Source organism: Pseudomonas sp. FFPRI_1, assembly GCF_055384485.1.
In genome coordinates this window covers 3,606,225-3,633,003 of the sequence record NZ_AP029168.1, presented here as the reverse complement: position 1 = coordinate 3,633,003, position 26,779 = coordinate 3,606,225, and the positions used below count along the sequence as shown (strand labels likewise).

Below are 26,779 nucleotides of genomic sequence, written 5' to 3'. Positions count from 1 at the left end.
TGGATCGGATCTCTGACTCGATGCGTCCCCTCCTCCTGCTCTTCATCAGCCTGGCCTTGAGCTTTCCCGCAAGCGCGACGATCACTGAAAGTCATGGTTATGCGCAGTTTGGCACGCTCAAGTACCCGACCCGGTTCACCCACTTCGACTGGGTCAACCCCGCAGCGCCCAAAGGCGGCACCTTGCGGGTCATGGCGTTTGGCACCTTCGATACCCTCAACCCCTACACCTTCAAGGGCACCAGCCCGGTGGCCACGGCGAATTTCCTGCAGTACGGGGTCAATGAGCTGAACGAGCCGCTGATGGTCGGCACCGGTCTCTATGCGCCTTCCGGCGACGAGCCCACCTCCAGCTATGGCCTGATCGCCCGTTCGGTGGAGTACAGCGAGGATCGCAGCTGGGTGGTGTTCAACCTGCGACCCGAGGCGCGCTTCCACGACGGCCAGCCCATCACCGCCTACGACGTGGCGTTTTCCTACCGCCTGCTGCTCAAGCAGGGCCACCCGCAATACCGCACCAACCTGCAGGAAGTGCAGCGGGTCGACATCCTCGGCCCCCAACGCATCCGCTTCGTGTTCAAGCGCGCCGGCAACCCGTTGCTGATCCTGCGCCTGGGTGAGCTGCCGGTGCTGCCCCAGCACTACTGGAAGGACCGCGACTTCAAGGCCACCACGTTCACCCCGCCCCTGGGCAGCGGCCCCTACCGCATCACCCAGGTCCAGCCCGGGCGCCAGCTGGTGTTCGAGCGGGTCAAGGACTACTGGGGCAAGGACCTGCCGGTGAACCGCGGCTTCAACAACTTCGACCGGGTCGAGGTGGAGTTCTACCGTGACAGCGATGTCGCCTTCGAAGCCTTCAAGGCCGGCGAGTTCGACATCTACATCGAGCACCAGGCGAAGAACTGGGCCAACGGCTACAACTTCCCGGCGGTCAGGCGCGGCGAGGTGATCAAGGCCCAGGTGGCGCACCAGATTCCCACCCAGACCCAGGGCCTGTTCATGAACACCCGACGCAGCACCTTCGCGGATGTGCGGGTGCGTGAAGCCCTGGGGCTGATGTTCGACTTCGAGTGGACCAACCGCACGCTGTTCAGCGACGCCTACAAACGCACCCTGAGCTATTACCCCAACAGCGAGTTCTCTGCCACCGGCCTGCCGGTCGGTCATGAATGGCTGCTGCTCTCGCCCTACCGTGAGCAACTGCCGGCGAGCCTGTTCACCCAGGCCTTCAGCCTGCCGCAAACCGAAGGCCGCGGCATCCCCCGGGAAACCCTGCGCCGGGCCCTGGCGCTGCTCGCCGAGGCCGGCTGGAAGCTCAATGGCCAGCGCCTGCAGAACAGCGCCGGACAGCCATTGCGCCTTGAGCTGATGCTGGTCAACCCGAACCTGGAACGGATCCTCCAGCCCTACGTGGAGAATCTGTCCAGCATCGGCATCGACGCGCGCCTGCGCACCGTCGACCGGGCCCAATACAAGCAGCGCCTGGACCAGTTCGACTACGACATGATCCTCATGACCCTCAACCAGACCCTGAGCCCGGGCCTGGAGCAATGGCAGTACTTCCACTCCAGCCAGGTCGGGGTCAAGGGCAGCAAGAACTACGCGGGCATCCACAACCCGGTTGTCGACCACCTGCTGGAACAACTGCTGGCCGCGCAGAACCGCGATGAGCAACTGGCCGCTGGCCGGGCCCTGGACCGGGTGCTGTTGTGGCAGCACTACATGATTCCCAACTGGTACCTCAACTATCACCGACTGGCCTACCGCAACCGGTTCGCCTTCGTCACCACGCCGCCCTACAACCTGGGGTTGAGCGCCTGGTGGCTGAAGTCCTTGGAGAACACCCGATGATGCCTCTGCGTGCCTTGCTCCAGTGCACCGGCGGCTTGTTGTTCGGCGCCATCGCCTGCTGTGTCCAGGCCGCGCCGCAACATGCCATGACCCTGTACAACGAAGCGCCGAAGTACCCGGCGAACTTCCAGCACTTCGACTTCGTCAATCCCGACGCGCCCAAGGGCGGGACCTTCCGCATGGCCGGGTTCGGCGGCTTCGACAGCCTCAACCCGTTCATCAGCAAGGGCGTGCCCGAACTCAATATCGGCCTGGTCTACGACACCCTGCTGTACCAGAGCCTGGACGAACCCTTCACCGAGTACGGCCTGGTGGCGGGCAAGATCGAGAAAGCCCCGGACAACAGCTGGGTGCGCTTCTACCTGCGCCCCGAAGCACGCTTCAACGACGGCCAGCCGATCCGCGCCGAGGACGTGGTGTTCAGCTTCCAGACCCTGATCAGCGCCGGCTCGCCGCTGTACCGCGGCTACTACGCCGACGTCGACCAGGTGATCGCCGAAGACCCGCTGCGGGTGCTGTTCAAGTTCAAGCACAGCAACAACCGCGAGCTGCCGCTGATTCTTGGCCAACTGACGATCCTGCCCAAGCACTGGTGGGAGCACCGGGACTTTGCCAAGAGCAACCTGGAGATTCCCCTGGGCAGCGGTCCCTACCGGGTGACCGAGGTCAAGGCCGGACGCTCGATCCGCTACGAGCGGGTCAAGGACTACTGGGCCAAGGACCTCCCGGTCAACCGCGGTTTCTACAACTTCGACGTGATCACCAGCGACTACTACCGCGACAACACCGTGGCCCTGGAAGCCCTCAAGGCCGGCCAGTTCGACTACTGGCTGGAAATGACCGCGAAGAACTGGGCCAACGCCTACAACGTCCCGGCGGTGGCCCGGGGCGAACTGATCAAGGAAGAGATTGCCAACGGCAATCCCACCGGCATGCAGGGTTTTGTCTTCAACACCCGCCGCCCCCTGTTCCAGGACGTGCGGGTGCGCCATGCCTTGAGCCTGCTGCTGGACTTCGAGTGGAGCAACAAGCAGCTGTTCAACGGTGCCTACACCCGCACCCGCAGCTACTTCGAGAACTCGGAAATGGCCGCTACCGGCCTGCCCGGCCCTGAAGAACTGGCGATCCTCGAACCGCTGCGTGGGCAGATTCCCGAGCAGGTGTTCGCCCAGGCGTTCAGCCCTTCGGTGTGCGACGGCAGCGGGATGATCCGCGCCCAGCAGCGCCAGGCCTACCAACTGCTGCAGGAAGCCGGCTGGAAGATCGTCGATGACAAGATGGTGGACGCCCAGGGCAAGCCGGTGGTGATCGAGTTCCTGCTGGCCCAGACCGACTTCGAGCGGGTGCTGCTGCCGTTCAAGCGCAACCTCAGCGACCTGGGGATCGACCTGGTGATCCGTCGGGTCGACGTGTCCCAGTACATCAACCGGGTGCGTTCCCGGGACTTCGACATGATCGTCGGCAGCTTTCCCCAGTCCAACTCCCCGGGGAACGAGCAGCGCGAGTTCTGGATGTCTTCCAGCGCCGACAAGCCCGGCAGCCGCAACTACATCGGCCTCAAGGACCCGGCCATCGACAGCCTGGTGGAAAGCCTGATCAACGCCGACTCCCGCGCCAGCCTGGTGGCCCACGCCAAGGCCCTGGACCGGGTCCTGCAGTGGGGCTACTACGTGATACCCAACTGGCACATCAAGACCTGGCGCGTGGCCTACTGGAACCATATCGGCCACCCGTCCGTGGCGCCCAAGTACGACATCGGCATCAACACCTGGTGGGTCAAGCCCAATGCCAGGCCCGCCGTGGAACCGGCCCCGAACGACAACCAGGCGGCTGCGGCCGACGCGGTGCACTGACATGCTGGCCTATATCGTTCGTCGGCTGCTGCTGATCATCCCCACCCTGCTGGGCATCCTGCTGATCAACTTCGTGATCATCCAGGCCGCCCCCGGCGGCCCGGTGGAACAGATGATCGCCAAGCTCGAAGGCTTCGACGGCGCCACCAGCCGCATCGCCGGAGGCGGTGCCGAGGTCTCGGTGGCCGGCTCCAGCTACCGCGGTGCCCAGGGCCTGGACCCGGCGCTGATCAAGGAAATCGAGCACATGTACGGCTTCGACAAGTCGGCACCGGAACGCTTGTGGATCATGATCAAGAACTACGCCACCCTGGATTTCGGCAACAGCTTCTTCCGCGACGCCAAGGTGGTGGACCTGATCAAGGAAAAGATGCCGGTGTCCATCTCCCTCGGGCTGTGGAGCACCCTGATCATGTACCTGGTGTCGATCCCCCTGGGGATCGCCAAGGCCACCCGCCACGGCAGCCACTTCGACGTCTGGACCAGTTCGGCGATCATCGTCGGCTACGCGATCCCGGCCTTCCTGTTCGCCATCCTGCTGATCGTGGTGTTCGCCGGCGGCAGCTATTTCAACTGGTTCCCGTTGCGCGGCCTGACCTCCAACGACTTCGACCAGCTGAGCTGGGGGCGCAAGATCCTCGACTACTTCTGGCACCTGGCGCTGCCAGTCACCGCCCTGGTGATTGGCCACTTCGCCACCATGACCCTGCTGACCAAGAATAGCTTCCTCGACGAGATCAACAAGCAGTACGTGATCACCGCCAAGGCCAAGGGCCTGACCCAGCGCCGGGTGCTCTACGGCCATGTGTTCCGCAACGCCATGCTGCTGGTGATCGCCGGCTTCCCCTCGGCCTTCATCGGCATCTTCTTCACCGGTTCCCTGCTGGTGGAGGTGATCTTCTCCCTCGACGGCCTGGGCCTGATGAGCTTCGAGGCGGCGATCAACCGCGACTATCCGGTGGTCTTCGGCACCCTGTTCATCTTCACCCTGCTGGGGCTGGTGGTGAAACTGATCGGCGACCTGACCTACACCCTGGTCGATCCGCGGATCGACTTCGACAGCCGGGAGCATTGAGATGAACCTGTCCCCCCTCAATCGCCGGCGCTTCGAACGCTTCAAGGCCAACAAGCGCGGCTGGTGGTCGCTGTGGCTGTTCCTGACCCTGTTCGTGCTGAGCCTGGGCGCCGAGCTGATCGCCAACGACAAGCCGCTGGTGGTGCACTACGAAGGCGGCTGGTACTTCCCGGCCCTCAGGCGCTACCCGGAAACCACCTTCGGCGGCGAATTCCCCCTGGAAGCCAACTACAAGAGCCCCTACATTCGCGAGCTGCTGGCGCAGAAGGATGCCTGGGTACTCTGGGCGCCGATCCCCTTCAGCTACCAGAGCATCAACTACGACCTGCGGGTCCCGGCGCCGGCGCCGCCCTCGGCGGACAACCTGCTGGGCACCGACGACCAGGGCCGCGATGTACTGGCGCGGGTGATCTACGGCTTTCGCGTGTCGGTGCTGTTCGCCCTGACCCTGACCCTGCTCAGCTCGATCATCGGGGTCATCGCCGGCGCCCTGCAGGGTTTCTACGGCGGCTGGGTGGACCTGGTCGGCCAGCGTTTCCTGGAGATCTGGTCGGGGCTGCCGGTGCTCTACCTGCTGATCATCCTCGCCAGCTTCGTGCAACCGAACTTCTGGTGGCTGCTGGGAATCATGCTGCTGTTCTCCTGGATGAGCCTGGTGGACGTGGTGCGCGCCGAGTTCCTGCGCGGGCGCAACCTGGAATACGTGCGCGCAGCCCGGGCCCTGGGCATGCAGAACGGGGCGATCATGTTTCGCCACATCCTGCCCAACGCCATGGTCTCCACCATGACCTTCATGCCCTTTATCCTCACCGGCGCCATCGGCACCCTGACCGCCCTGGACTTCCTCGGTTTCGGCCTGCCCCCCGGCGCGCCGTCCCTAGGTGAACTGGTGGCCCAAGGCAAGTCCAACCTGCAGGCGCCCTGGCTGGGCATGAGTGCCTTCGCCGTGCTGGCGCTGATGCTCAGCCTGCTGGTGTTTATCGGCGAATCCGCCCGCGATGCCTTCGACCCGAGGAAATGACATGACCCAGGACAACCTGATCGAAGTCCGCGACCTGGCCGTCGAGTTCGTCACCGGCGACCGCGCCCAGCGGGTGGTGGAAGGCATCAGCTTCGACATCAAGCGCGGCGAGACCCTGGCCCTGGTGGGCGAAAGCGGCTCCGGCAAATCGGTGACCGCCCACTCGATCCTGCGCCTGCTGCCCTACCCCCTGGCTCGCCACCCGAGCGGTAGCATCAACTATTCCGGGCACGACCTGCTGACCCTGAAAGAAAAGACCATCCGCCACATTCGCGGCAACCGCATCGCGATGATCTTCCAGGAACCCATGACCTCGCTGAACCCGCTGCACTGCATCGAGAAGCAGATCAACGAGGTGCTGGCCATCCACAAGGGCCTGACCGGCAAGGTGGCCACCCGGCGCACCCTGGAACTGCTGGAACTGGTGGGCATTCCCGAACCGCAGAAGCGCCTCAAGGCCCTGCCCCACGAGCTCTCCGGCGGCCAGCGGCAACGGGTGATGATCGCCATGGCCCTGGCCAACGAGCCGGAACTGCTGATCGCCGACGAGCCCACCACGGCGCTGGACGTCACCGTGCAGTTGAAGATCCTCGAACTGCTCAAGGAGCTGCAGGCACGGCTGGGCATGGCCCTGTTGCTGATCAGCCACGATCTGAACCTGGTGCGGCGGATCGCCCATCGGGTCTGCGTCATGCAAAAGGGCTGCATCGTCGAGCAAGCCTCCTGCGAGGAGCTGTTTCGCGCGCCGCAGCACCCCTACACCCGGGAACTGCTGGCCGCCGAGCCCAGCGGCCTGCCGGCGGCCAATGAAGTCGGCCCGGCGCTGCTGCAAGTGGACAACCTCAAGGTCTGGTTCCCGATCAAGAAAGGGCTGCTGCGCCACACCGTGGATCACGTCAAGGCGGTGGACGGCGTTCACTTCAGCCTGCCCCAGGGCCAGACCCTGGGCATTGTCGGCGAAAGTGGCTCGGGCAAGTCGACCCTGGGGCTGGCGATCCTGCGCTTGATCGGCAGCCAGGGCGGCATTCGTTTCGAAGGCCAGCAACTCGACCAACTGTCGCAGAAACAGGTGCGGCCGCTGCGCCGGGAAATGCAGGTGGTGTTCCAGGACCCCTTCGGCAGCCTCAGCCCACGGATGAGCGTGAGCCAGATCGTTGGCGAGGGCCTGCGGATCCACCGGATCGGCACCGAGGCAGAGCAGGAACAGGCGATTGTCGACGCCCTCAAGGAGGTCGGCCTCGACCCGGCTACCCGAGACCGCTATCCCCACGAGTTTTCCGGGGGCCAGCGGCAACGGATCGCCATTGCCCGAGCCCTGGTGCTCAAGCCACGGCTGATCCTGCTGGACGAGCCGACCTCGGCCCTGGACCGCACCGTCCAGCGCCAGGTGGTGGAACTGCTGCGCAACCTGCAACTCAAGTACAACCTGACCTACCTGTTCATCAGCCATGACCTGGCGGTGGTCAAGGCCCTGAGCCACCAGCTGATGGTGATCAAGCACGGCCAGGTGGTGGAACAGGGTGACGCGCGCAGTATCTTTGCCGTCCCACAACATCCCTACACACGGCAATTGCTGGAAGCCGCGTTCCTGGCTCCGGCAAGCGCCGAATAATCTGCAACAGGAGTAGCAACCTATGGGTTTTCTCGCTGGGAAGCGTGTATTGATCGTCGGTGTCGCCAGCAAGCTGTCGATCGCCTCCGGCATTGCCGCCGCCATGCACCGTGAAGGCGCCGAGCTGGCCTTCACTTATCAGAACGAAAAACTCAAGGGCCGGGTCGAGGAATTCGCCGCCGGCTGGGGCTCCAGCGCCGAGCTGTGCTTCCCCTGCGACGTGGCCAGCGACGAACAGATCGCCCAGGTCTTCAGCGAGCTGGGTAAACAGTGGGACGGCCTGGACTGCATCGTCCACTCCGTAGGCTTCGCCCCCGGCGACCAGCTCGAAGGCGACTTCACCGACGCCACCACCCGTGAGGGCTTTCGCATCGCCCACGACATCAGCGCCTACAGCTTCGTGGCCCTGGCCAAGGCCGGTCGCGAGCTGATGAAGGGCCGCAACGGCAGCCTGCTGACCCTGTCCTACCTGGGCGCCGAGCGCACCATGCCCAACTACAACGTGATGGGCATGGCCAAGGCCTCCCTGGAAGCCGGCGTACGCTACCTGGCCGGCTCCCTGGGCCCGGAAGGCACTCGGGTCAACGCCGTCTCCGCCGGCCCGATCCGCACCCTGGCCGCCTCGGGGATCAAGAACTTCCGCAAGATGCTGGCGGCCAACGAAGCCCAGACCCCGCTGCGACGCAACGTCACCATCGAAGAAGTCGGCAACGCCGGCGCCTTCCTCTGCTCGGACCTGGCCTCCGGCATCAGCGGCGAGATCATGTACGTGGACGGCGGTTTCAACACCACCGCCATGGGCAACCTCGAAGAGTGAAGCCCACGGGCAAGCCCCTGAGGGGTGCCGCCGCCCCCAGGGTCTAGCCGCTGGCAGACGCCGGTGATACCACCGGCGTTTTTTCGCCTGCCAACCCAGCCCTTCTGGCTGCTTCCCGGCGGCCGTGAACAAGCAGCCGCCCTGGCCCTCGTTTTCCCCTGCATGCCCGCCCTGGTTCACCCCGCACCAGGGTCAGCAATCACCGCAGCGCTTATTACACGAACCGGTACGTTTATAAAAAAGCAAAAAACTTACTTGCCTAACTAACAACCTTTACTACGCTCTCGAAGTCGCACTGAAGCGACATCTTTTACTACTCAGGAGCACTACCCATGAAAGCCATCAGCCTTGAATCGAAAAAAATCGCCAACCTGAACTGCCTCACTGCGGCTAAATCCCGCTAAGTGAAGTAGTGGATGGGCTGGAGTGCTACATCCTCCAGCCCCATCTTCAGGCAAAGTTCAGGGCTATCAACAACAATGCATATAAACCCAAACTTCTTCATTATTGCGCGCCCGCCTTTCACTATCGTCTGGAACTATAAGGAGCACACTCAGTACGAACTGGATGCATCCTATTCCACACGCCTGATACAACTTGTGGAAGACCCCGCCTTATTTGATGGCGCTGATGAAATCGATGGCGCATTCCTCGCCGCCGGGCTCTTGTCCGCAGAGCCGTTTGCCGAGCCCGAATGGGGCTGGGACGAACTGTCGAGGATCTTCCATGTCGGCACCAAGAACCTGCCCTTCGAACAGCTCCCCAAGGACATCCATGAATGGTCGGCGCTGTACCTTGAGCATTGCCAGCAGGTGCTCGACACCCAGCCGCCCACCGAGCGCTTCGACCAGGCCAGCCCGGCCGAGCTGATCGAGTTGCCGGCACCATTGCTGGAAAACACCGGCAACGCCCTGGCCCAGGTCCTGCTCAAGCGCAAGACCTCACGTTCCTTCCACACCCGGCCCATGGCCCTGGAAGACCTCGGCAACCTGCTCTACCTGTCCCTGGGCTACCTCCGGGAACGCCAGGCGGATCCGGACGAGAGCGCTCCAGAAACGCTGCGGGCCAGGCGCGCCAGCCCTTCCGGCGGTGGCCTGAATGCCTGCGAGGGCTACGTCTATGCCGCCCGGGTCGAAGGCCTGACACCCGGGATCTACTTCTACCATTCGCAACTGCATGCCTTGCAGTGGGTCCACTCGCTGCCCAACCAACCGCTGGGGTTGCTGCTGGCCGGGCAGCACTTCATCAATGACTTGCCCATGGGGCTTTTCATCACCGCCCGCTTTGACAAGTTATGGTGGAAGTACGAACATTCGCGCGCCTACCGCATGGCCTATGTGGAAGCCGGGCATATCTCCCAGACCTTCCAGCTGGCCGCAACGGACCTGGGGCTGGGCACTTGGCTGACCGGGGCATTCAATGATGAACAAGTAGAACAACTGCTGGGGCTGGACAACTCGGCAGAACAACCGTTGTTCTTCGTCGGCAGCGGCTACAGCGACGGACAAGCACAATGCAAGGAACTGAGGGCGCTAATAGCCGATCAGGAGCAAGAACAATAATGGCAACTTGGAACATGCCCGAAAACCCGTCGTCCACACATCGCCACTGGACCTTGGGTGATTGGGATAATCGTTCCGCGGTGCGCAGCAAGAAGAGCAGCTATCAACTTCCAGCGCCCCCTGAAATCCAACAACAACTAATAAGCAAAGACTGGTTCCCGCCAGCCTTTATCCACTACTTCAAACACCCGGCCATTCAACAGGCATCGCGCGCCGTGCAACAACGCCTGGCGGCCAATCACCTGGTGTACTTCCTCAACTACACGACACTGCTGGAGCACAAGGTCGTCAACCGCTCGGTGCAGACCCTGATCCACGACGAGCTGCCCTTGCACTTGCCACAGGCCATGAAGATCGCGGCGTTGCAGCTGTACACCGATGAGGGCTACCACGCGCTGTTCTCCTTCAAGCTGGCCGAGCAGGTCGCGGACTACTACCGCATGGCCGCCTGGGATTCGCCGCCCAAGCGCATCCGCCTGCTGCTGGAACGGCTGGCCGCCAGCCATGACCAGGGGCGTCCGCTGCTGTGGTTCCTGATCGGTTTCGTATCGGAAACGATCATTGCCAAGGAACTGCTGAGCCTCAGCGACCAGGGGTTGGTCAGCACCGTGTACCAGATGTTCAGGGAGCACCTTGAGGACGAGGCGCGCCACAGCCGCTATTTTTCCGAGGTGTTCCAGTACCTGTGGCCCAGGCTCGCTGCCGGCCAGCAGGAAGATTCGGCGCGCCAGTTGATCGAGATCATCATGATCTTTTCCGAGGTGGACGAGCCCTGGCTGGAAGCCAGCCTGACCAGCGTGGGCCTCTCCAGCACCCAGGCCCGGGACATCGTGAACCAGTTGCAGCAGCCCGAGGCCCGCGCGCAGCGAGCCCGCTCCAGCGCCGCAGCCACACTGCTGGCGATGAAACGCGCCGGTTTCTTCGAGGAACAGGCGCATTACGCGCTGTTCAGCCAGGCAGGACTGATCGATGCCTGAAACCAAGGCGCGTCCATCCACGAGCAGCAAGGTCGGCGCCGTCATGCTGCTGATGGCCATGGTCATGCTCGGCGTGTTCCCCATCGACGTCGTGCTGCCCTCCTTCCCCTCCTTGTCCCGGCACTTTGGCACCACCCCTTCGGACATCGCCTTGTCCGTCAGCCTGTTTGCCGTCGGCATCTCCCTGTCGCAACTGCTGATCGGTCCCCTGTCCGATGCCCTGGGCCGCAAGAACCTGCTGCTGGCGGGAATGGCGGTGGCGATAGCCGGAGCATTGGGTTGCGTGTGGGCCACGGACTACGGGTATTTCCTGCTGTTCCGGGTGGTCCAGGCCGTAGGCTGCGGCTGTTTCGTGCTGTCCCAGGCCCTGGTCCAGGACCTCTTCGTCGGCCAGGAGCGCGACCGCCTGCGGATCCTCATGGTGACGGCCAGCGGGGTGTGCATTTCCCTCTCGCCGCTGGCCGGCACCTTGCTGCAGGAGTGGCTGGACTGGCCAGGCAGCTTCTATATCTTCAGCGCCCTGGCCGCGCTGGTGTTCCTGAAGGCCCTGGTGTCGCTGGACAATCCCCCGCGCCCCCTGGCAACCCAGCGCATCCAGGTGTTCAAGGCCTACCGCCAACTCTGCAGCCACTTCAGCTTCATGGCCTACTGGCTGATTTGCGCCATCGTCTTTGCCTGCCACTTTTCCTTCATCGTGGTCTCGCCGCTGATCTTCATGGAACAGTTGCAGATGGACAGCTACCAGTTCTCCCTGACGCTGTTGCTCTATGGCGCGGCCTATGTGCTGGGCGGCACGCTGGCCGGGGTGCTGAACAAGCGCATGCCATCGACCACACAGATCGTCACCGGGCTGTGCCTGATTCTCTTCGCCGGATTGACCATGGCGTTGCTGGCAAGCCTGTACGGCCTGACCCCGGCCACGGTGCTGGTGCCCATGATCATCTGCACCGCGGGCACCACCATCACCCGCCCGGCAGCCACCTCCAGGGCCATGGAGCTGTTCGCCGAGTACGCCGGGACCTCGGCCTCGGCGGGCAATACCCTGATCTTTATCAGCGGCGGCCTGATCAGCGCCCTGGTCAACCTCAGCCCCTATGACCTGCAGTCGACCCTGGCCTTGAGCTTCGTGGTCCTGAGCAGTGCCGGCCTGGCGCTCAATGCCAGCATCAACCGTCGCGCCAGGGTGGCCAGCCTGGCCTAGCGCCAGGCCCGCCCCCGGCCGCCCTTGGCCGAGGGCGCGCCCCTGCCTAGTGGGCTTTCTTCAAGGCCTGCTTGTGCAGGTACATGGCCTTGTCCGCATCGGCCAGCAGCGACTCGACATCCGGATGACGCTCGGCGTCGTACTCGATCTGGCCCACGCTGAAACGAATGTCGTAGCCGCGCTTCAAGGTGGCATTGCGCTCGTCGAGAATTTCCCGCAGGCGCGCCATGATCGCCGAGGTCTCGACATGGTCGGCGGCGGTCAACAGGGCAACGAACTCGTCACCGCCCAGGCGTCCGATCACGTCGCTCTCGCGAAAGGCGATGCGCAGTACATCGGCAAAGGTCTTGAGTGCCCCATCGCCTTCGGCGTGACCGTAGCTGTCGTTGATCTGCTTGAAGTCATTGAGGTCGAAGAACAGCAGGGTGGCCGGTTTCTCCAGGCGCTTGCAGACCCCCAGGGCGTGGCGGGCCAGGGCCTCGAAACCACGGCGGTTGGACAGCAGGGTCAGCTCATCCATGCTGGCCATCTGGACCGCGGCCAGTTCCTGCTCGGCCATCCGCGCCAGGTCGCGCAACAGCGCTCGCTCCTCGTCATCCAGGTTGCGCGGCTTGAGATCGATCAGGCACAAGGTGCCCAGCTTGCTGCCATTGGCTACGGTCAGCGGGCAGCCGGCATAGAAGCGGATCTTCGGGTCGCCGACCACCAGCGGGTTGTCATGGAAGCGCTCGTCCTGCTCGGCGTCGCACACCGTGAGGATCTGGTCGCCGAGGATCGCATGGCCGCAGAACGAAATGTCCCGCGGGGTCTCGCTGGCCTCCAGCCCCACACAGGACTTGAACCATTGCCGGTCGCCGTCCACCAGGCTGACCAGGGCGATGGGAACATTGAACAGGCGCTTGGCCAGGCGCGTCAGGCGGTCGAAACGCTCTTCCGGTGAGGTATCGAGGACATTCAGCTCCCGCAGGGTCTGGATCCGCAGGGCCTCATTGTTGGGTTTGCTTGGGTACAACATCGCTGACTCCGTTCGCGGTTTAGACCGCAAGCGTAGTCCAAAATACTCATCACCACGGCTCCCGCCCCAGGCCGGGAGCCCTGTCACGGCCTCACTCTCAGAGCCGCGCGGTGAGCAGAATCCGCGCATAACCAGCGACGAACACGGCGAACGCCAGCCCGCCCAGCAAGGCCGAAAGGCCCAGCCCCAGGCTGCTCCAGGCGCCATGCAGCCACAGGCCCCAGATAACCTGGGCAAGGCAGGCAAAACCGCTGCCGGCGAGGAAAAACGGCCTGAAGCCCAAGCTCCACAGTGGCTGTCCGGCCCATTGCCGTCAGCGTTCAGACAGGCTCACAGGCGGCGCTCCCCTTGCACAGTGAAGAGCAAATTGCAGTAGCGGATCATCTTCAGCACTCCTTGGCCAATCAGTGGCCCAGGTTAGCTATCAGGTTCCATGCCAGCGTGGCGCCCCAGGCCAATCGGGCATGAGCGCCTTGCCGGGTCTTTATGACCACGACCGCCAAGAGTCATAAAGAGCCAGTAAAAGGTCAATACGACTACCAGGCAGTCAAGCCGCAGCGAGTGAAAACTGCAGGGCCAGGATCGGCGGCGATGCCAGCGCCCCGGGCTCAGTCGGCGCTGGCCGCCAGAGCATCACGAGCCCGCTGGCTGACGAACCCGGGAATCTGCTCCCCGGGCAATGACTTGCTGTAGTACCAGCCCTGGATGATCAACTGCGAACTGGACTGCAGGAAGTCCAGTTGCTCACGGGTCTCCACCCCTTCCACCACCACCTTGAGCTTGAGGGTCTCGCAGAACCGCAGCAGGCCGTTCAGCACCTGGGCGCCCTTGGGCTCGCGCTGCGCGAGGACGAAGCTGCGGTCGATCTTGATCCCGTCCACGGCGAACTGGTGCAGGTAGCTCAGGGCGGAAAAGCCGGTGCCAAAATCATCCAGATAGACCCGGGCGCCCTGGGCATGCAGTTTGTCGATCCACTGCTGGGTCTGTACCGCGTCCCCCACCAGGGCATCCTCGGTGATCTCCACCGAGACCTGTCCATGGGCCCGGGCAAGGATCTCCAGCAGGCGCCGGCCATGCTCCGCCGACGCCAGGGTCGCGCTGGACACATTGATGGTGATGGGCAGCTCGAAACCGATCTTGCGCCAGGCCAGGTGCTGGCGCACCGCCTGGGAAGCGACCCAGAAGTCCACCTCGGGCATCAGCCCGGCCTGGCCCAGCCACTGCAGCAACTCCCAGGGCGACTGCACCTGGCCCTCGCGGTCACGGGCGCGCATCAACGCCTCGCAACCGGTGCACAGCCCGCTGTCCTTGGCCACCTGGGGCTGATACTCCAGATGGAAGTCGTACTCGCTCAACTGCTGGATGCGCGCCAGCTGCAAGGCCTGCTGGGCCGCCAGCTTGTAGGAGGTGGCCATCGGGTCCAGCTCGAACAGCCGGCCGCGCTCCTCCAGCCCGCGAAAGGTGGTGTCGAAGGTCTTCAGGTAAACCTGCTGGGCGCGTTCGCCCTGGCGCTGGATGCTGCGCACATAAGGCATGTAGATCAAGGTCCCGACCGCCAGCAGCCCCCCTTGCAAGAGCACCGCGCCCCAGTCGCCCTGGGTGCTCAGGTAGGCGTTGAGCAGCACCGGCGAGGTAAAGGGCACGCTGACCAGCGCCGGGCTCACCCAGCCGAGCTGCACCACCAGCAACGCCAGGCAGGCGTTGACCACCGGCACCAGTATGAAAGGCACCAGCAACCGCGGGTTGAGGATGATCGGCAGGCCGAACAGCAGCAGTTCGTTGACGTTGAACAGCGACAGCGGCAGGCTCGCCACGGCCAGCAGGCGCATGGAACGGCTCTTGGAAAAACCGAGGATCGCCAGCACCAGTGCCAGGGACCCGCCGGAGCCGCCAATGAAGGCGAAGCAGCCCAGCAAGCCGCTGTTGAGGGCAAAGCGCAGCGGCTGGCCGGCGACGTGGTCCGCGGCGTTGAGGAGCACCGCCTGGTCCATCACCGCCATCAACGGCTGCATGGCGTAGGTGCCATGGATGCCGAAGAACCACAGCAGCGAATTGGTCGAGGTGAGAATGATCGCGTGCAGGTATGAGCTGTCCAGGCTATCGATGTCCATCGGCCGCTGGATGTAGGCAAAATCATGGATCTGCAACAGCAGTTGCAGCACGCAGACCAGCACCAGGGAGGTCAGCAGCCCCGGCAGCACCATGTTGATGGTGCCCTTGAGGTTGTGCCCCACCAGCCCTTCGTCCACCAGCCGGGTCCAGCGCCGGCGATGCAGCCAGGCCACGGCCGGCACATTGACCAGGGGCGAAGCGATGGCGATGAACAGAATGAAGGTGGCCGAGGCCAGCGGGTAGTCGCGCATCAGGTAGATGGCGATCACCACATGGGACAGGCAGAGGAAGGCCACCGGCAGTTGCGGCAGGCGGTGCTGGATCGCCAGCATGTAGCCGATGGAGGCCGCCACCAACAGCGGAATGATCGAGCTGATCCGCTGGTGCAGGCCCGTCAGCAGCTCCACCACGGCGCTGGGGGCACCCAGGGCCTGGGCACATTGAGCGAGGATCAGGAACACCGCCGACACCAGCAGGCTCGGCAACAGCCAGAGCAGGCCCTCGCGTATCGAACGCAACGACTCGGCACCCGCCAGCAACGCCAGGCGGTGGGTGAAAAACAGCTTGAACCCCAGTTGCCGCATGAGCCTCTCCCCCTGCTACTGCACGTCGTTACCCCGCAGTTGATCCCCGCCACAACCTGGCGGCACCCGACCGTCAACAGGGGATGCAGGCGAAGATACCACTGAAGAAACCTCCGCCAGCAAGCGCTGAATGTTCGATTGCTCTGTGTTTTATCGTCCCCGCTGCCCAGGACTTGATCCCGTCGTCGCCCCGCCTGCCCGGGCCCCGCACCACGACAATGGCGAATCGATATCATTTGCAGGGCTCAAGGGCTTTTGCTTTAATCGCGATCAATTCCCATTTACACCCAAGCCCGCCACCGGATCCCGCCCTTGCCCTCCACGCCATCCGCCCGCCCCTGCCCGGTTCACAGCCTCTACGACGCCCATCACCACTGGCTCTACGAACTGTTGCGACGCCGCCTCGGCCACGCCTGGGATGCCGCCGACCTGGCCCACGAGATCTTCGTGCGTGTGCTCAAGCGCCCGCCGGACCTCCAGGACGAGGTCCACCAACGCTCCTACCTGGCGACCATCGCCCGCGGCTTGTGCATCGATCACTGGCGCCGCCGCCAGCTGGAACAGGCCTGGTTGCGGGCACTGGCGGCCTGTCCGCCCGCCGTGCAGCCTTCGCTGGAGCAGCGAGCGATCATCGTCGAGACCCTGCATGAAGTGGATGCCATGCTCAACCGCCTGCCCCAACGGGTGCGGGCAGCCTTTATCCTCGCCCAACTGCACGGTCGTCCCTACAAGGCAATTGCCGAAGAACTGGGGGTGTCGGAACGCATGGTGAAGAAGTACCTGGCCCAGGCCCTGGTGCATTGCGCACTGCTCGAGGCCGAGCTCGACGGCCTGCTGGTGGAGTGACCCGGCATGGGCGATCAACACGGCGGCCGGCTCAGTCACGCCAGCCTGCAACAGGCGGCGAACTGGTATGTACAGCTGCAGGACGAAAACGTCAGCGATGAACAGCGCCATCATTGGCAGGCCTGGATCGACCAGCACCCGGAACACCGCCAGGCCTGGGGCTATGTGCAACGGGTCAGCCAGCGCCTGCTGCCGTTGCAGGACGCCAACGCCCAAGGCGCCGCCGGCCGGGCCCTGAGCGACACCCGGCGCCCGCCCCTGGGCCGGCGCCAGGTACTCGGCGCCCTGCTGCTGGTCGGCCTGGGCTGGGGCACCTGGCGCGCAACCCCGCTGCCCCAGGCGCTGGGCCGCTGGCGGGCGGACTACGCCACCGGCACCGGCGAGGTACGCGACACCCGCCTCAGCGACGGCACCCAGCTGTGGCTCAACGCCCTGAGCGCAGTGGATGTGCGCTACAACGCCGAACAGCGGCGGGTGCTGCTGCATCAGGGGGAAATCCTCATCGACACCGCAAAGGACCCGCTGCGGCCCTTCCTGGTCGATACCGAACACGGTCGCCTGCAGGCCCTGGGCACCCGTTTCAGTGTGCGCCGGGAAACCGCCCGGACCCTGCTCAATGTCTATGCCGGCGCCGTGGAGGTACGCAGCCTCGATGGCAGCCGTTCGCAGCGGGTCGAGGCCGGCCAGCAACTGCTGTTTGGCGCCGCCGGGTTTGACCCGCTGGACAGCGCCAGCGCTGCCCGCGAAGCCTGGAGCCGGGGCCTGCTGCTGGCCGACAACCTGCCCCTGGAGCAGTTGCTCGACGAGCTCGGACGCTATCGCCCCGGTCACCTGGGGTGCAGCCCGGACATTGCCCGCCTGCCGGTGATGGGGGCCTTCCCCCTGCACGATTCCGACCGCGCCCTGGGGTTGCTGGAGGCGGCCTTGCCGGTGCGGGTCAAGCGCCTGGCGTCCTGGTGGGTGACCCTGGAACCCCGAGGCTGAACGACCCTGCTCGATTTATTTTCAGGCAGCGGTTCCCTTTGCTGATTCTGCTTCGGTTAACCCGGCAACAGCCCTCACATTGCCGAGCCACAAGGGAACCCCATGCCAACACCCCGTCGTCACCGCCTGCGTCAGTCGTTGCGCCCCCTGACCCTGTGCAGCGCCCTGCTGTGCCTGCCCGCTCCCTGGTCCCACGCAGCCGACGCCCCCGGCGGCCGGCAGGCGGACGCCGCGCCGCACAGCTACAACATCGGCCCCGGCCCCCTGGTCACGGTGCTCAACCGCTTCGCTGAACAGAGCGGCGTGTTCGTCGCCGGCCACAACGACCTCGCCGCCGGCAAGCAGAGCCCAGGACTGCAGGGCCAGTACAGCGTCGCGCAAGCCCTGCAACAGTTGCTGCGCAACTCTGGCCTGCAGGCCCAGGCCGTCGCCGGCGGCTACGTGCTGCAAGCCCTGCCGGCCGGCAGTGGCTCGCTGCAACTGGGCACCACCCAGGTTTCCGCCCAGGGCCTGGGGGCAATCACCGAGGACAGCCACTCCTACACCACCGGCGCCAGCGCCTCGGCCACCGGCCTGAGCCTGTCGCTGCGGGAAACCCCGCAGACGGTGACGGTGATCACCCGCCAGCAGATGGACGACCAGGGCAGCACCAGCATCGCCGATACCCTGCGCCGCGCCCCCGGGGTCAGCGTGCAGAACTACGACAGCGAGCGCTGGGAGTTCTCCAGCCGCGGCATGCCGATCACCAACTTCCAGTACGACGGAGTCAACTCGACCTACGACGGGGTCTACGACTACGGCACCACCAGCACCGACATGGCCACCTTCGACCGGGTGGAAATCATCAAGGGCGCCACCGGCCTGATGACCGGCTCGGGCGATCCCTCGGCCACCGTCAACCTGATTCGCAAGCGCCCCACCCGGGCATTCAAGGCCTCGGTCACCGGCACCGCCGGCTCCTGGGACAACTACCGCAGCGAAGGCGACATCTCCGGGCCGCTGACCGAGAGCGGCAACGTCCGCGGGCGCTTTGTCGGGGTCTACCAGGACCGCAGTTCCTACCTCGATCACTACCAGAACACCAAGGACATCGCCTACGGCATCCTCGAAGTCGACCTGACCCCGGACGCTCTGCTGACCTTCGGCCTCGACCAGCAGAACACCCGCTCCCGGGGCGCGACCTGGACCGGCTTCCCGATGTACTTCAGCAACGGCGCGCGCACCGATTTCTCCCGCTCCTTCAACCCGGCCACCGACTGGAGCCGGCGCGATTTCAAGAACCAGACCCTGTTCGCCTCCCTGGAGCAGAAACTGGCCAATGACTGGACACTCAAGGTCAGCTACGACCGCAAGCGGCGCCAGCACGACACCTTCCTCGGCTCGGCCAGCGGCGGCAACCCGGACCCGGCCGGCGGCAACGGCATGTTCATGTACATGGGCAAGTTCAAGGGCGACCAGGTACAGGACAACCTCGACCTCAACCTGCGCGGCCCCTTCAGCCTGTTGGGCCGCGAGCACGAACTGATCGCTGGCTTCATGGTGATGAACGCCAAGCAGGACATCCCGGTGCACGGCTCGGTCTACCCCATGCTCGGCTCGAGCATCTACGACTGGCGTGGCGAGTTCGCCAAGCCGGACATCCCGAAGATCGGCGACACCGACCTCCTCCAGCGCCAGACCGGCGCCTACCTGGCCACCCGCCTCAAGCCCAGCGATGACCTGGCGCTGATCCTCGGCACCCGGGTCAGCGACTTCAAGGGCATCGACAACACCACCTACCTGGACCCGACCCAGGCCGATGTCCGCACCCGCTACCACCAGACCGGGGTGGTCACGCCCTACGCCGGCCTGGTCTACGACCTCAACGACAACTACTCGGTCTACACCAGCTACACCAGCATCTACCAGCCGCAGATGAGCAAGGACATCAACGGCAAGCTGCTGGACCCGGTGGAAGGCAACAGCTACGAAGCCGGGATCAAGGCCGAATACCTGGACGGCCGAGTCAATGCCAGCTTCGCGGTGTTGCGCATTGAACAGGACAACGTCGCACAACTGGTCAGCGGCTTTGCTAGCGATGCCGTCTACCGCCCCACCAAAGGCGCCACCACCAAGGGCTTCGAAGTGGAGTTGGCCGGGGAAATCCTCGACGGCTGGAACCTCTCCGCCGGCTACAGCTACAACCACACTCGCGACGCCCGGGGCGGCTACGTCTACGGATCGGTGTTGCAGACCACCGCCCCGCAGCAAACCGCGCGGCTGTTCAGCTCCTACCGCCTGCCCGGTGCCTGGGACAAGCTGACCCTGGGCGGCGGGGTCAACTGGCAGAGCGAGTTCTTCGGCAATGTGTTCCAGCCCGACCCCAGCGATCCGGTGAATGGCGGGCACGATTCGCGGATCACCCAGGACAGCTACTTCCTGGTGGATGCCATGGCCCGCTACCAGTTCAACCAGCACCTGAGCTCGACCCTCAACGTCAAGAACCTGTTCAACAAGCAGTACTACACCGGCCTCGGCAACTTCGGCACCGGTTTCTACGGCGAGCCGCGCAGCCTGCAACTGGCCACTCGCTGGGATTTCTGAAGCCGGCCGCGGCGCACCGATCTGCGGTGCGCCGGGCGGTTCCCGGGTTGACTACGCTTGTTCAAGCGTGATCAACCCGCAGAGGACCGACACCATGCAACGCATTCAAACCATCACCCCCTGCCTGTGGTTCGACCATCAGGCGCAAGAAGCCGCGCAGTTCTACTGCTCGGTGTTCGAACGCTCGCGCATCACCCACGTCAGCCATTACGGCAAGGCCGGCGTCGAATTCCATGGGCGCCCCGAAGGCTCGGTGATGAGCGTGGTCTTTGAACTCGACGGCCAGGCCTTCACCGCTCTCAATGGCGGTCCGGCATTCACTTTCAACGAAGCGATATCACTGCAAGTGCACTGCCGGACCCAGGCCGAACTGGATCACTACTGGCATGCCCTGGGCTTCGGTGGCCCGCTGCAGGCACAGCAGTGCGGCTGGCTCAAGGACCGCTTCGGCCTGTCCTGGCAGATCGTGCCCCAGAGCCTGGCGCAGATGATGTGCGACCCCGACCCAAGCCGCTCGCAACGGGTGATGGAAGCTTTGCTGCAGATGAAAAAGCTGGATGTCGAACGCCTGCAACGAGCCTTCGACGCCAAGGGGTAATACACTCGTGCCAGCCCCGTAACGATGGACAGCTGCCGATGAACACCACCCTGCCCGCCGATCAAGCGCCGCGCTTCTGGCGCGACCCGAGCCTGCCGTTCATCGAGGCCCGCTCCATCGCCGACGGACGGCAGGTCTGCTACAGCCGCCACGCCCACCAACAGTTCTCCATCGGCTGCATTACCGCCGGCCACAGCACCTACCTCAGTGGGCAAGCGCAGTGGCGGGTCAGCGCCGGCACCGTGGTGCTGATGAACCCCGGCGTGGTGCATGCCTGCAACCCCATCGACGACCAGCCCTGGTCCTATCGCATGCTCTATGTCGATACGCCCTGGCTGACCCGCCTGCAGCACGAGCTGGGCGTGAGCACCGACCTGGGCTTTCGCCCGTTCCAGGAAACCCACTGTCACGATCCGCAGCTGTTTGCCGAGCTCGAGCAGCTGTATCAGACCCTGGTGGACGAACACGCCGATACCTTGCACAAGCACAGCTGTGCAGTGGCGTTCTTCTGTGACTTGCAGCAGCGCCTGAACCCCGCGCAGCAGGCCGCGCCCGGCAACCCTGACAAGCTTGAGCAGGCCGCGCGGTATATCCGCCAGCACTGCACCGAACCCCTGGCGCTGGAGGACATCTGCCAGGCGGCGCAGCTCTCGGCGTCCTACCTGATCCGGGCCTTCAAGCAACGCTTCGGCATCTCGCCGCATGCCTACCTGGTCAACCAGCGAGTGCAGTTCGCCCAGGCCAAACTGCGCAACGGCGCCTCCATCGCCGAAGTGGCACTGGCAAGCGGCTTCGCCGACCAGGCCCATCTGCAGCGCGCCTTCAAACAGCACCTGGCCGCCACCCCTGGCCAATACAGAGCAGCGCAGAACCGCTTCAAGCGGCAAGCGTGCCGCTAGAAGCTCAGCACCTGCTGCTTGCCGCTGACGGCTTGAAGCTTGCCGCTTGCCGCTCGGCCCCTGCCTTCACACCATCAGATAGGCAGCGCTGGCGACCAGCAGCCCGGCCATGCTGCGGTTGAACAGGCGCAGGCTGGCCGGGTTGTCCAGCCAGTGCCGCAGGCAACTGCCGGCATAGGCCCAGCAAGCGATCGACAGGTAACAGATCACCAGGTACACCGCCGCGAACAGCCACACCAGGCGGGCCTCGCCCTCGGCGGCAAAGGCCCCCATGCCGGCCACGCAGGCCAGCCAGGCCTTGGGGTTGAGCCACTGCATCAGTGCGCCATACCAGGCCGAAGGGGCTCGGGGTGCGCCTGTGGTGCCCAGTCGGCCGTCGTCGCGGGCCAGCTTCCAGGCCATGAACAACAGGAACGCCACGCCGAACAGACGAATCCCCTGGGTCAGCAGCGGCCACCGGCGCAGCAGTTCGTGCAGGCCCAGGCCAATCAGCACCAGCAACAGGGTGAACCCCAGCGTGGCCCCGCCGACGTGCCGCAGGCTGGCCCTGAAACCAAAACGCGCGCCGCTGCCAAGGGCCACGATGTTCACCGGCCCCGGGGTAATGGATGCCGCCAGGGCAAAGGCCGCCATGGAAAACACTACGCTCATCACTTGCCTCTCTTGTTCGGATGGGATCAACCGCAGGAGAGATTAAGGAGCGCGGGTAAAACCGTATTGAAGAAAATCACCCTCGACAATGTCCGTGCCCGAAAAGGGTGCCTGTCTTGCACAACAGCTGCTCTGCAAGTGCAAGCGAGCGGTAGCGACCAGCCTCGCCAAACAGCAACTTGCGAATGCCAAGCTACTACTAAAGTCGCAAACTTTTCCAAAGCAGCAGCGGACACTTTCATCCACTTTAATATATCTATTGGCTATTTAAAACCTGCTGTTAAATTGCCTCTGGCGATCAATTATTAAAGCGGATCACCAATGCATTAAGTTCAAGGGCGGTTGACTCAAGATCCCCCCCGATACTTGAAGAGTGCACGGCAATCTCCGCGTTCTGATCCGAGACCCGGGCAATGTTGGTGATTTGCTCGGAGATTTCCTCGGCCACATGGGCTTGCTGTTCGGAAGCGGCGGCCATCTGCTGGCTCATCTGGTGAATGCGCTCCACCGCCGCGTTGATGCCTTCCAGGGCCTCTTGGGTGCTGACCACCTGGGCCACTCCGGAGCGCGCCTCGACACTGCCCTGGCGCGCCACTTCCACGGCCCGGCTGGCCACGTCCTGCAAGGTGAGGATGATGCGCTGGATGCTCTGGGTCGACTCCCGGGTCTTCGAGGCCAGGGCCCGCACCTCATCGGCCACCACCGCGAAACCGCGCCCTTGCTCCCCGGCTCGGGCCGCCTCGATCGCGGCATTGAGGGCCAGCAGGTTGGTCTGTTCGGCAATGGCGTGAATCATGTTGGCCGCTTGCTGGATCGACTGGGTTTCCTCGGCCAGGCCCTGCACCGAATGGCTGACCGCATCCACGGTGTCCGCCAGTTTCTCGATCACCTGCCGGGTCTTGCGGGCCTCCTGGGACCCCACCTGGGTCAGATTGTTGACCTGGTCGGCGGCCGAAGCGGTGTCGTGGATATGCACCGACACCTGGGAAATCGACGAGGCCATCTGGTTCATCGCCGTGGCCGCCATATCGGCCTCGTCCCGCTGCTGGCCCAGGGCCGACTCGGCCTGTGCCGACAGGTTCTTGCTGGTGGAGGCCAGGGCAGCGGCCTGGTTGGCGTAGTCTCCCAGGCGGCTGAGGGCGGTGCGGATCTTCGCCGACTCGCTGATCAGAATCATCTGCAGCTTCGCCACCGGGCCCTGCTCATCGGTGTAGGTGCGGGCAATCAACTCGCTGTCGAAACTGCCCAGGGACACCGAACTGATACGCCCGAGCAGCTGTCGCGTGTGGTAGATGCCATAACCCTGCACCGCGCAACAGCCGAGTACCGCCACTGCCAGCGCAGCCCAGGGCCCACCCAGCCAATAGGCCGTGGCACCGGCGACCAGGACCAGCAGCGGCGGCAGGGCAAAACCAGCGACGCGGCCCAACCGGTTGCGCCAGGGCAAGGCCAGGTTGTTGCTGCGCAGGCGCTGGTACAGGGCACCGGCCCGTTCCACCTGCTCACGCTCGGGCTTGACCCGCACCGACTCGTATCCGGCAATCACGCCCTGGCTGAAGATCGGGGTGACATAGGCATTGACCCAATAATGATCACCGTTGTTGCAACGGTTCTTGACGATGCCCATCCAGCTCTTGCCGTCCTTGAGGTAGGACCACATATGGGCGAATACCGCCTCGGGCATGTCCGGATGCCGCACCAGGTTGTGGGGGCTGCCAATCAGTTCGTCCCGGCTGAAACCACTGACCGCGACAAATTCGTCGTTGCAGTAAGTGATCTTGCCGCGAACATCGGTGGCGGAAATAAGTCGTTGTTCGCCAGGGAACACCCGCTCACGCTGAGACACCGGGAGATTGTTTTTCATCTGAAAAACCTCGCAGGAAAGTAATGGCTTGCCAGTCAATAGCAAATAGCGACTTACGCATCCTGCGATTATTCGAAGACAGCTTCTGCGCACCTGCAGAACTTCCCCGGAACTCCCGAGCCATGACCCACTGCAACTCAGCCTCCAGAAAACCGAGTCTAGATACGCCATTTAAAACAGCGCATGAATATTTTCAGGCAAGCCGATTGGTAGCCCGCCAATTTCAACTTCCCATGACTTGAATCAATACTTAGCCTGGCAACTAACACCCTAACTAACGAATGCTCCTGCCCTGTCCTTTCCACTGCCGACGGCCGGCCTGTCGAGCTACAGGATGGAAAAACCACCGTTCATCACCTACCTTCTGCCCACCGGGCAGGCCGTTCAGCAGCGTGCCCGGCCGGGTTAGCCATCCTGCCCGACACCTCAAGCCCAAGAGCCTCGCCCATGCCCGCTGCCACTGCCCACACTGCCCGCCTGCTGCTACGGGCACCGACCCTGGACGATCTGCCCCAGGTCTGCGCCATTCATGGCGATCCGCACACCAATCGCTTCAACCCCAACGGGCCGGCCAGCGACGCCGCCAGTGGTGAAAAGCTGCACGGCTGGATTGACCATTGGCAACGCTACGGCTTCGGCTACTGGGCGATCGAACGGCTGGACCGGCCACGGCAGATCATCGGTTTTGGCGGCATCATGCAGGCACATTTCGGCCATGAGGCCGGGCTCAACCTGTATTTCCGCTTCAGCCCCGAAGCCTGGGGCCAAGGCTACGCCAGCGAAATGGCCCGGGCCGCGCTGCAGTTGGCCTTCGAGGAGCTGCACGCGCCCTGGGTGATCGGCCTGGTCAGGCCCGACAACCTGCCTTCAAGGCGCGCCCTGGAACGCCTGGGGCTGAGCCTGAATGGCCAACTGGACGATTTTCCCGGCCTGCCCCCAAGCCTGCTGTACCGGCTCGATGCCGACGACCATGGCCTGACCCTGGCCGGCCCGGAACGGCGCGCCGACTGATGCAGACCGTCACACTGCAAGCGGCCACCCGCGACACTTGGCCCTGCCTGGACAACCTCATGCAGTTCTACCTGCACGACCTCAGCCAGTGGCTGCCATTGGCGCTCGGCCCCCAGGGGCTGTACCCGATCCAGGCCCTGGACGACTACTGGCGCGACCCAGCGACCCGCCCTTTTCTGCTGTGGGTGGCCGGCGAGCTGGCAGGGTTTGCCGTGGTCGATGGGCAACACGGCAACGGCACCGGGCACAACCTGGGCTACCTGTTCATTGCCCGGCGCTTTCGCCGCCAGGGCGTCGGGCGGCAAGTGGTGCAGCAGCTGTTCGAGGCCTTGGAGGGCCCCTGGCAAGTGATGCATTTCGATGCCAACCAGCCGGCCCGCCAATTCTGGAGCAGGGTGCTGACCGACCTGAGCCAGCACTCCGGGCGCCCGCAGTCGGTGATTGCCCAGGGCCATCCCTGTACGTTGTACCGTTGGCCCGGCCCCCTGCCCTCGATCACGCCCTGAGCATTGACAAACGCCGCGCCGACTCTTAAAACTGAGCGCCTGATTTCGGAGCCTGTAGCCCCCATGTCGACAATCCGCACCTTCAACCCCAACGCCATTGGCCTGCCGGCCAAGGCTCAGGTGCGTGTGGCTTGCAGCTCCAAATCGAAGAAACAGTCGCTCATGTGACCGGGGCGCTGTGTCCCGTCAGATGAGCTGACAGGACCTAAAGCGCAACGGACTCCCCCCTGCTTACCGCCCTTCTACTCTTCTGACGACGACCCGACGGTCAACCATCAGGAGAACACGCATGTCATCGTTTCAAGGTATCTGGGTCCCTATCGTCACACCGTTCACCGACGGCGCCATCGACTTCGCTGCGTTGCGGCGCCTTTGCGCCCATCTGCTGGAAAGCGGCGTGGCCGGGCTGGTGGTCTGCGGCACCACCGGCGAAGCCGCAGCCCTGGACAAGGACGAACAACTGGCGGTACTCGACGCAGTGCTGGAACAGGCCCCCGCCGGGCGAGTGATCATGGGGCTGGCGGGCAATAACCTGAAGTCGCTGCTGAGCCTGCAGGAGCAGATTCTCAAGCGCCCGGTGGCCGCCTTGCTGGTGCCCGCGCCCTACTACATCCGGCCCTCCCAGGCCGCCCTGGCAAGCTTCTTCCACAGCGTCGCCGACGCTTCCAGCGTACCGCTCATCGTCTACGACATTCCCTACCGCACGGGGGTGACTCTGCACCAGGACACCTTGCTGAACATCGTGCGCCATCCACGGATCGCCGCGGTCAAGGACTGTGGCGGCAACCTGGAAAACACCCTGGCACTGCTGGCCAGTGGCGAGGTGCAAGTGCTGTGCGGGGAAGACCTGCAGCTGTTCAATGCCTTGTGCCTGGGGGCCTGCGGGGCCATTGCGGCTTCAGCGCATATCCGCCCGGAACTGTTCGTGCAGTTGCTGCAACAGGTTCAGGGGCAACAGCTGGAGGCGGCCAGGGCGACCTTCATGCACCTGGTGCCACTGATCCAGGCTCTGTTCGCCGAACCCAACCCGGCGCCGGTGAAAGCGCTGCTGGCCCATCAGGGGTTGATCCAGCCACAGCTGCGGGCGCCGATGCTGGACTGCAGCGAGCAAACCGGCGCGCGCCTGAAAAGCCTGCTGGCTGGCCTCTAGCCCAGCGA

At 64.2% G+C, this 26,779-nt stretch carries 22 protein-coding genes and 1 pseudogene; 17 read left to right on the top strand and 6 right to left on the bottom strand.

Annotated elements, in window-relative coordinates; translation table 11 throughout:
• Window positions 1-20 precede the first annotated feature (20 nt).
• The 9 genes from ACZ5BO_RS16275 (at window position 21) to ACZ5BO_RS16235 (ending at window position 11,968) form a co-directional block, all read left to right on the top strand.
• Window positions 21-1,850, top strand: coding sequence for an extracellular solute-binding protein (locus ACZ5BO_RS16275; RefSeq protein ID WP_025128325.1), 1,830 nt, complete (start codon window positions 21-23; stop codon window positions 1,848-1,850).
• Window positions 1,847-3,703: an extracellular solute-binding protein gene (locus ACZ5BO_RS16270; RefSeq protein WP_025128324.1), complete on the top strand. Its 1,857-nt coding sequence runs from the start codon at window positions 1,847-1,849 to the stop codon at window positions 3,701-3,703. The genes ACZ5BO_RS16275 and ACZ5BO_RS16270 overlap by 4 nt, the downstream gene beginning before the upstream one ends.
• A 1-nt stretch (window position 3,704) precedes the next feature.
• Window positions 3,705-4,778, top strand: coding sequence for a microcin C ABC transporter permease YejB (locus ACZ5BO_RS16265; protein WP_025128323.1), 1,074 nt, complete (start codon window positions 3,705-3,707; stop codon window positions 4,776-4,778).
• A 1-nt stretch (window position 4,779) separates the two neighbouring features.
• Entirely contained in the window at window positions 4,780-5,799 is a 1,020-nt protein-coding gene (locus tag ACZ5BO_RS16260) for an ABC transporter permease (protein ID WP_464701030.1), read from the top strand.
• A gap of 1 nt (window position 5,800) precedes the next feature.
• Window positions 5,801-7,411, top strand: coding sequence for an ABC transporter ATP-binding protein (locus tag ACZ5BO_RS16255; protein WP_464701028.1), 1,611 nt, complete (start codon window positions 5,801-5,803; stop codon window positions 7,409-7,411).
• A 22-nt stretch (window positions 7,412-7,433) separates the two neighbouring features.
• On the top strand, window positions 7,434-8,228 hold the full coding sequence (gene fabI, locus ACZ5BO_RS16250) for an enoyl-ACP reductase FabI (RefSeq protein WP_025128320.1): 795 nt from the start codon (window positions 7,434-7,436) through the stop codon (window positions 8,226-8,228).
• A 479-nt stretch (window positions 8,229-8,707) separates the two neighbouring features.
• Window positions 8,708-9,790 carry a SagB family peptide dehydrogenase gene (locus tag ACZ5BO_RS16245; RefSeq protein WP_464701026.1) on the top strand — a complete coding sequence of 361 codons (1,083 nt, stop codon included), beginning with the start codon at window positions 8,708-8,710 and terminating at the stop codon, window positions 9,788-9,790.
• Window positions 9,790-10,767 (top strand): diiron oxygenase, encoded by a 978-nt coding sequence (locus ACZ5BO_RS16240; RefSeq protein ID WP_464701024.1) that lies wholly within the window; start codon window positions 9,790-9,792, stop codon window positions 10,765-10,767. The genes ACZ5BO_RS16245 and ACZ5BO_RS16240 overlap by 1 nt, the downstream gene beginning before the upstream one ends.
• A complete protein-coding gene (locus tag ACZ5BO_RS16235; RefSeq protein ID WP_464701022.1) occupies window positions 10,760-11,968 on the top strand; it encodes a multidrug effflux MFS transporter in 1,209 nt (402 codons plus the stop codon). Before ACZ5BO_RS16240 ends, ACZ5BO_RS16235 begins: the two co-directional genes overlap by 8 nt.
• 46 nt (window positions 11,969-12,014) lie before the next feature.
• On the opposite strand, the gene ACZ5BO_RS16230 is transcribed toward ACZ5BO_RS16235, so the two are convergent.
• The 3 genes from ACZ5BO_RS16230 to ACZ5BO_RS16220 all read right to left on the bottom strand — a co-directional run bounded on the left by ACZ5BO_RS16230 (window position 12,015) and on the right by ACZ5BO_RS16220 (window position 15,679).
• Window positions 12,015-12,983, bottom strand: a complete 969-nt coding sequence (locus ACZ5BO_RS16230; protein ID WP_025128316.1) for a sensor domain-containing diguanylate cyclase — start codon at window positions 12,981-12,983, stop codon at window positions 12,015-12,017.
• A gap of 97 nt (window positions 12,984-13,080) precedes the next feature.
• Window positions 13,081-13,266 (bottom strand): hypothetical protein, encoded by a 186-nt coding sequence (locus tag ACZ5BO_RS16225; RefSeq protein WP_464701020.1) that lies wholly within the window; start codon window positions 13,264-13,266, stop codon window positions 13,081-13,083.
• A 325-nt stretch (window positions 13,267-13,591) separates the two neighbouring features.
• On the bottom strand, window positions 13,592-15,679 hold the full coding sequence (locus ACZ5BO_RS16220; RefSeq protein ID WP_464701018.1) for a PTS sugar transporter subunit IIC/EAL domain-containing protein: 2,088 nt from the start codon (window positions 15,677-15,679) through the stop codon (window positions 13,592-13,594).
• 312 nt (window positions 15,680-15,991) lie between these two features.
• Between ACZ5BO_RS16220 and ACZ5BO_RS16215 the strand changes: the two genes are divergently transcribed.
• The 5 genes from ACZ5BO_RS16215 (at window position 15,992) to ACZ5BO_RS16195 (ending at window position 21,589) form a co-directional block, all read left to right on the top strand.
• Window positions 15,992-16,525, top strand: coding sequence for a sigma-70 family RNA polymerase sigma factor (locus ACZ5BO_RS16215; protein ID WP_025128313.1), 534 nt, complete (start codon window positions 15,992-15,994; stop codon window positions 16,523-16,525).
• 6 nt (window positions 16,526-16,531) lie between these two features.
• Entirely contained in the window at window positions 16,532-17,509 is a 978-nt protein-coding gene (locus ACZ5BO_RS16210; protein ID WP_464701015.1) for a FecR domain-containing protein, read from the top strand.
• Window positions 17,510-17,611: 102 nt separating this feature from the next.
• A complete protein-coding gene (locus ACZ5BO_RS16205; RefSeq protein ID WP_464701013.1) occupies window positions 17,612-20,092 on the top strand; it encodes a TonB-dependent siderophore receptor in 2,481 nt (826 codons plus the stop codon).
• A 94-nt stretch (window positions 20,093-20,186) separates the two neighbouring features.
• Window positions 20,187-20,690, top strand: coding sequence for a VOC family protein (locus tag ACZ5BO_RS16200; RefSeq protein ID WP_025128310.1), 504 nt, complete (start codon window positions 20,187-20,189; stop codon window positions 20,688-20,690).
• Between the two features lie 38 nt (window positions 20,691-20,728).
• Window positions 20,729-21,589: an AraC family transcriptional regulator gene (locus tag ACZ5BO_RS16195; protein WP_464701011.1), complete on the top strand. Its 861-nt coding sequence runs from the start codon at window positions 20,729-20,731 to the stop codon at window positions 21,587-21,589.
• Window positions 21,590-21,655: 66 nt separating this feature from the next.
• On the opposite strand, the gene ACZ5BO_RS16190 is transcribed toward ACZ5BO_RS16195, so the two are convergent.
• The 3 genes and pseudogenes from ACZ5BO_RS16190 to ACZ5BO_RS16180 all read right to left on the bottom strand — a co-directional run.
• Window positions 21,656-22,240 carry a LysE family translocator gene (locus ACZ5BO_RS16190; RefSeq protein ID WP_464701009.1) on the bottom strand — a complete coding sequence of 195 codons (585 nt, stop codon included), beginning with the start codon at window positions 22,238-22,240 and terminating at the stop codon, window positions 21,656-21,658.
• Window positions 22,241-22,538: 298 nt separating this feature from the next.
• Window positions 22,539-23,738: a methyl-accepting chemotaxis protein gene (locus tag ACZ5BO_RS16185; RefSeq protein ID WP_464701295.1), complete on the bottom strand. Its 1,200-nt coding sequence runs from the start codon at window positions 23,736-23,738 to the stop codon at window positions 22,539-22,541.
• A gap of 51 nt (window positions 23,739-23,789) precedes the next feature.
• Window positions 23,790-24,104: pseudogene (locus tag ACZ5BO_RS16180) on the bottom strand (PAS domain-containing protein); the annotation flags it as partial.
• Window positions 24,105-24,551: 447 nt separating this feature from the next.
• On the opposite strand from ACZ5BO_RS16180, the gene ACZ5BO_RS16175 reads away from it, so the two are divergent.
• The 3 genes from ACZ5BO_RS16175 to dapA all read left to right on the top strand — a co-directional run bounded on the left by ACZ5BO_RS16175 (window position 24,552) and on the right by dapA (window position 26,771).
• Complete coding sequence (locus ACZ5BO_RS16175) at window positions 24,552-25,115, top strand: GNAT family N-acetyltransferase (protein ID WP_464701007.1); 564 nt, start codon at window positions 24,552-24,554, stop codon at window positions 25,113-25,115.
• The gene (locus tag ACZ5BO_RS16170) at window positions 25,115-25,621 is read left to right on the top strand and encodes a GNAT family N-acetyltransferase (protein ID WP_464701005.1); all 507 of its coding nucleotides are present in this window, start codon (window positions 25,115-25,117) and stop codon (window positions 25,619-25,621) included. The genes ACZ5BO_RS16175 and ACZ5BO_RS16170 overlap by 1 nt, the downstream gene beginning before the upstream one ends.
• A 289-nt stretch (window positions 25,622-25,910) precedes the next feature.
• A complete protein-coding gene (gene dapA / locus ACZ5BO_RS16165; RefSeq protein WP_025128304.1) occupies window positions 25,911-26,771 on the top strand; it encodes a 4-hydroxy-tetrahydrodipicolinate synthase in 861 nt (286 codons plus the stop codon).
• Window positions 26,772-26,779: the final 8 nt, after the last annotated feature.

Excerpts from the sequence above, each read along its gene's own strand:
- dapA (WP_025128304.1), top strand. The coding sequence starts at position 25,911 with ATGTCATCGTTTCAAGGTATCTGGGTCCCTATCGTCACACCGTTCACC.
- ACZ5BO_RS16190 (WP_464701009.1), bottom strand. The coding sequence starts at position 22,240 with ATGAGCGTAGTGTTTTCCATGGCGGCCTTTGCCCTGGCGGCATCCATT.
- fabI (WP_025128320.1), top strand. The coding sequence starts at position 7,434 with ATGGGTTTTCTCGCTGGGAAGCGTGTATTGATCGTCGGTGTCGCCAGC.
- ACZ5BO_RS16235 (WP_464701022.1), top strand. The coding sequence starts at position 10,760 with ATGCCTGAAACCAAGGCGCGTCCATCCACGAGCAGCAAGGTCGGCGCC.
- ACZ5BO_RS16230 (WP_025128316.1), bottom strand. The coding sequence starts at position 12,983 with ATGTTGTACCCAAGCAAACCCAACAATGAGGCCCTGCGGATCCAGACC.
- ACZ5BO_RS16275 (WP_025128325.1), top strand. The coding sequence starts at position 21 with ATGCGTCCCCTCCTCCTGCTCTTCATCAGCCTGGCCTTGAGCTTTCCC.
- ACZ5BO_RS16260 (WP_464701030.1), top strand. The coding sequence starts at position 4,780 with ATGAACCTGTCCCCCCTCAATCGCCGGCGCTTCGAACGCTTCAAGGCC.
- ACZ5BO_RS16210 (WP_464701015.1), top strand. The coding sequence starts at position 16,532 with ATGGGCGATCAACACGGCGGCCGGCTCAGTCACGCCAGCCTGCAACAG.
- ACZ5BO_RS16245 (WP_464701026.1), top strand. The coding sequence starts at position 8,708 with ATGCATATAAACCCAAACTTCTTCATTATTGCGCGCCCGCCTTTCACT.
- ACZ5BO_RS16240 (WP_464701024.1), top strand. The coding sequence starts at position 9,790 with ATGGCAACTTGGAACATGCCCGAAAACCCGTCGTCCACACATCGCCAC.
- ACZ5BO_RS16220 (WP_464701018.1), bottom strand. The coding sequence starts at position 15,679 with ATGCGGCAACTGGGGTTCAAGCTGTTTTTCACCCACCGCCTGGCGTTG.
- ACZ5BO_RS16200 (WP_025128310.1), top strand. The coding sequence starts at position 20,187 with ATGCAACGCATTCAAACCATCACCCCCTGCCTGTGGTTCGACCATCAG.
- ACZ5BO_RS16270 (WP_025128324.1), top strand. The coding sequence starts at position 1,847 with ATGATGCCTCTGCGTGCCTTGCTCCAGTGCACCGGCGGCTTGTTGTTC.
- ACZ5BO_RS16265 (WP_025128323.1), top strand. The coding sequence starts at position 3,705 with ATGCTGGCCTATATCGTTCGTCGGCTGCTGCTGATCATCCCCACCCTG.
- ACZ5BO_RS16255 (WP_464701028.1), top strand. The coding sequence starts at position 5,801 with ATGACCCAGGACAACCTGATCGAAGTCCGCGACCTGGCCGTCGAGTTC.
- ACZ5BO_RS16195 (WP_464701011.1), top strand. The coding sequence starts at position 20,729 with ATGAACACCACCCTGCCCGCCGATCAAGCGCCGCGCTTCTGGCGCGAC.
- ACZ5BO_RS16170 (WP_464701005.1), top strand. The coding sequence starts at position 25,115 with ATGCAGACCGTCACACTGCAAGCGGCCACCCGCGACACTTGGCCCTGC.
- ACZ5BO_RS16175 (WP_464701007.1), top strand. The coding sequence starts at position 24,552 with ATGCCCGCTGCCACTGCCCACACTGCCCGCCTGCTGCTACGGGCACCG.
- ACZ5BO_RS16205 (WP_464701013.1), top strand. The coding sequence starts at position 17,612 with ATGCCAACACCCCGTCGTCACCGCCTGCGTCAGTCGTTGCGCCCCCTG.